The 4,921-nt window shown below is 47.5% G+C and carries 1 protein-coding gene and 1 tRNA gene; both read right to left on the minus strand.

Annotated elements, in window-relative coordinates; all coding sequences use genetic code 11:
* A partial coding sequence (locus AC4EVX_RS12665) for an MBG domain-containing protein (protein WP_490160335.1) occupies nt 1-4,165 on the minus strand: 4,165 nt, incomplete at its 3' end.
* Between the two features lie 270 nt (nt 4,166-4,435).
* Nucleotides 4,436-4,519: transfer RNA gene (locus tag AC4EVX_RS12670), tRNA-Leu, on the minus strand.
* Nucleotides 4,520-4,921 lie beyond the last annotated feature (402 nt).

The following is a 4,921-nucleotide window of genomic DNA, read 5'->3' on the forward strand; positions in this document are numbered from 1 at the left end:
CCAGATCCGTGATCTCCACGCTCGTTCCCTGCAGCTCTGCCTTCTTGATCACCAGCTCACTTGCCGGGCTCTCGTAGTCCTCGTAGTTTGCTGTCGATACCTTTACTATGACTTTGTATGTTCCTGCATTGATCGGATTCTCTACGACTTCTCCGGCTTCATCCAGATACGTTACCGTATAGTCATCAATCTGCTCGTCTGCTACTCCGGTTACGCTCACACTTGCCTTGTGAACATTTCCGTCATAAACGTGCTCCAGATCCGTGATCTCCACGCTCGTTCCCTGCAGCTCTGCCTTCTTGATCACCAGTGCCTGCTCGGCAGTCTGGCTGTTTGCGCCATAGTTCTTAGAATCTTTGACTGTAACCGTCACATGATAAGTGCCAACCTCGGTCGGAGCATCCTGAGACGTTGCTCCAGTCTCCATGTTGGTGTAGGTAACCGTTGCTTCTACACCTGCAAGTTCCTCTCCATCAATACCGGTCACCTGATACTCTGCACTGTGAGCCTGTCCATCGTAGGTATACTCAGCCGGTGTGATCGCAATCTGCGGGGTCACTTTGTTGATGATCAGGATTGCCGTTACATGCGGTGCAATCTTGTGCCATCCGTCTCCATTAAACCCAGCAACTACCTCATAAATACCTGCATCAGTCGGAACTGTGTAAGATCCGTTGTAGGTGTAATGAAGCTCTGCATTCTCACACTTCTGATCAAAATCTTTTCCATAGTACAGCTGTGCAGTCAGTCCCTGAGGCTGTCCATTGTAAAATACCGTCTTCGTTCCATCCTCATCCAGATCATCAAAACGAATCTGGGAATCAGAAAGCTCTACGGTATACTCACGAGAAATCGGCCATGCCAGCTGATCTCCATTGCGAATGTAAGCCGTCTGGGTGTAAGTTCCCGGATCAAGAACCGGGGTAGCCATGTCATAGTAGACACCAGCCAGAGAAGTTCCCTTGTAGCTGTAACGAACCTCTGTCGTCGGGTTCACCTGCTCCTGATCGGATACATAAATTCCAGCCTCAAACAGCTTCTCTGCCTCTTCATCGGTAGCCGGACGATCATTGAACGCGATCGTCGTCACATTGTTTTTCCATACAAGTCTGACATCCTGAGTCTCCGGTTTGATGATCAGAGATCCGACACCGACGGAAGACTCATAGTTCTGATCTGCGACAATCGCAACCGTCGCATACATACCGGCACGATTCGGTGTGCCAAACTGCACACGCAGAGAGGTCACAGAATCCGGCAGGTACTTGCTGATCGTCTCAAGTGCCTGAATAAAGCTGGATGTATCGATTCCTGCCTGCTCTAACAGTTTCAGAACGGTCTGAGACGCATCACTGTTCAGGAATTCCAGAACATCACTAATCGAAGCACCATCCGGGAAAATTGTGCGAATGATGGATTCCAGATCCACATCCATGCCTGCAACCGTGATCTTCGGAACATTAAACATAATCGTTCCATCAAAATCACTGTTCACTCCTGCATAGATTGCCAGAACCTTCAGTCCCTCCGGATTCGTGACAATGTACTCTCCCTGAATTTCCTGTCCATAAGTAATCGTGTAGAGCTGTTTTACGCGGATAGAAGACTTTGCCTTCACGATCTCCACTTGCACAGTTGCCTTGCTCGACTTGTAAGTATCATCGCCAAGATAAGTTACCTGAACTTCCTTGGTTCCCACATTGTAATCTGGGGTCAAAAGTGTCTTCGTATTGTTGACAATCTTAAACTTCTCGTAAGCCGGCTTCTCTGCAAGCGGATCTACCTTGCTGATGACCTGCTCATAGACTGCTCGCTTGAAGGTTTCCTCCTGATCCTCTGGAACATAAGTAACCTTCACACCGGAATTCAGTGTCACGCTGGTCTCCAGACGGGTGTCCTCCAGATTCAGAGTCACTTCCAATACCATCTTCCGATACTGATTTGTTCCATTCCAGGTAATTCGGATCTTCTCCGAAGTTTTATCTCCAAACTCATGCTCCAGGAAATTCACGCCTGGATCATGATCCAGAGACTTGTACGGAGAATAAAGACTCGACTCCGGCATATCAGAAGCTGCATACTCAACCTTCAAATCTTCCTTGTCAATCACAGACTCATCCGGTACGGTACCTGTCCAGTCCACAACTGCCTCAATGATCTTCTGAGCGGTGCTCTCATCGATCTCCTTTCCCTCATACCAGTTGAGCGTCGGGTCCTGTTTCGCTTCAAAACTCATCTTCTTGACAGAGACGGAAAGCTCGGTTGCTCCGTCCGGTACGGTATACTCATAAACATGAGCTGCCGTAAAGTCAGAGTCTCCAAGCATTGTGCCATCCACGCTCTCAAGATAATATCCATCCTTTGCGGAGATCTTGATCTCATGGTTGTCCTTATCCAGAAGCAGTTCGTCATCCGTTACGGTTGCATCTTTGTACTGGATCTGAATAGCATCACGGGTTGCTGTCTTGATCGTCACAATATCCTTGTTGCTTCGATCCGGGCGAAGTGCCAGCTCCAGCTCCAGCTCCAGTTTCGGATAGCGCTTTGAGCCGTTCCAGGTAATCCGAACGGTCTCTGTGTCAGCTCCAAAATTATGAGCTCCTTTGTACAGATAGGAATCGGCTCCCTTTATTTCGTAGGTAAGCTCTTTGTATGACTTCGATCCAGTGGCAGCTCCGGTTCCCATCAGATATTCCACCGTAACCTGATCTTTGGAAATCACGGTCTCACCCGGAAGCGTCTTTGTCCAGTCAAGTACCGCATCAAGAACCTTACCTGCGGTATCCTCATCTACGCTATCATCCGTCTCCCATGCAAGCCACGGGTTGGCGTTCGTCACAAACTCTGCCTTCAACGTCTCCACACTGATCGTAGACTCTCCATCCGCAATCGTGTAGGTCATCCAGCCATCATTTGAGAAATCGTCCTCAGACAGATCCGTATTTCCATTCACAGATGCAAGGAAATATCCGTCTTTTGCTTTGATAGAGATCTCGCGCGCCGTCTTATTAATATCAAACGCGTCGCCCGTCACTTCACTACTGCCATATTTCACTGTGAAATTATCTCTGGTGTTGCTGTCAAGTGTAATCGTCTCCACGTTTGCGCGATCTGCTTGATAGGAGATCTCCACTTCCAGATCCTCGGTGATATCATCCCCTGCAATCGTGTAGACATACTGATCTCCGTCTCTGATAACGGAAACATCAATGGAACTTGCAGAAGCATTGCTTACAGAGACTTCCGGAACCCAGCCGACCTGCGGGGTAATCTTAAATGTGAACTTCTGACGCAGTTTTGCCGTCTTCTCTCCGACCAGAGTTCCGTGATTTTCCGTCTCATCCGGCTCCGTGTATGCTACCTTGATCTCTTTGCGAATCTTTACCGTAGCATACTCGCCATCAGCGATGGAAGTCTCCACATATTCCTTTCCAGCATACGTCTTTGTCGTCCGCGCAGCACCAATTCCAATCTCGAAAGAAGTCGCAGAGCCACTCACTGCAACATCCATCAGGGATGAATAAGTTACTGATTGAACAGAAAGTCTGAGTTTCTTGTTGAGTGTCTCTCCACCAAGCTCAACCCAGTCCGTCGTCTGTCTCCCTAAAGTCGTCGCTGATGCATGATAATACCAGGTATCCGGGAAGTCTGCATCCACTCCGCCCCACACTTCACGCTTGAGTTCTTCTTTCAGCTCCTCTTCCGTCATGCCATCCCAGACATCAATCGTCGCACCCTGGTTTAAGTTCTGTCCTGCCTGCGCAGACAACTGAATCTGATTTGCCGAAAGAAGCTCCTTCTCTTCCGGTTCTTCCAAATCTGCATCACTCGATGTTGCCTTCTGTTCCTTGTCCGGTACGGTCACATCGTCAATCAGATCGCCTTCTCCGTCATTCTCTTCCGCATCGGAAGCCGTCGCCTTCGAAACCTTTTCTTCTTTTTCTTTCTTGTCTTCCTGTTTCTTGGTGTCATCGACTACATCTGCGTCTGAGGATGTTGCCACATCACCAGACTCTGACTCTGTGTCTTCCCCCTCTACCTGCGTCTCATTTGCAACCGGTACCTCTGCCTTTCCAGCCAAAGCCGGAGTCGGAACGCTCGTTGCCGTCACAGCAACCGCAAGTCCCATCGCGCATTTTTGTTTCCAAAGTTTTTTCTTACGCATACATCCTCCTCTAAGTTTTTAACTTCCCCATTACCTCCCAATAAGATACGATCTGAAAAACAGATAAAGTAAATAATAAGATCCATTATTCCTTAAATCTTCTTAATATTGTAACATAAAATCACTCCCAATACCACTATAATTTGGTAAAATATACAAGAACGAACAAAATTTGACGAATGAAAACAAACGTGCCAAAGAAGATTTTCACACCACTTACACACACAAAAAAAGACCGTGATATCTCTGTCACAGCCTTCTCTTTCCTCGTGCAGAAGAAGGGAGTCGAACCCTCAAGGTATTGCTACCACACGGACCTGAACCGTGCGCGTCTGCCAATTCCGCCACTTCTGCAAACCATTGTCCCGACAACACAAGTCGCCGTTTCAACGATATGTAGTATATCGCATCCCCCCATAAAAGTCAACTATTATTTGAATTATTTTGTTTTTTTGTTATATTCTGAAAATCATGTCATTTTCTTCAAGTTCCCGCGAACATATCCCCCAAAAGGAGAGCTTATTCCTTATACGCTTACCATTCCCTTTGATCAGTACTGTCAGCGCATAACAAACACGACCATAACAAACACAACTGGCGCTTTGTACCCTCGCAGAGCGTTTATTGTTTCATAGGAAATTGCGTCCTATGAAACAATAAAAAAAGACCGCGACATTTCTGTCACAGCCTTCTCTTCTCTCATGCAGAAGAAGGGAGTCGAACCCTCAAGGTATTGCTACCACACGGACCTGAACC

The sequence above is a fragment of the Brotaphodocola sp. genome (assembly GCF_983179755.1).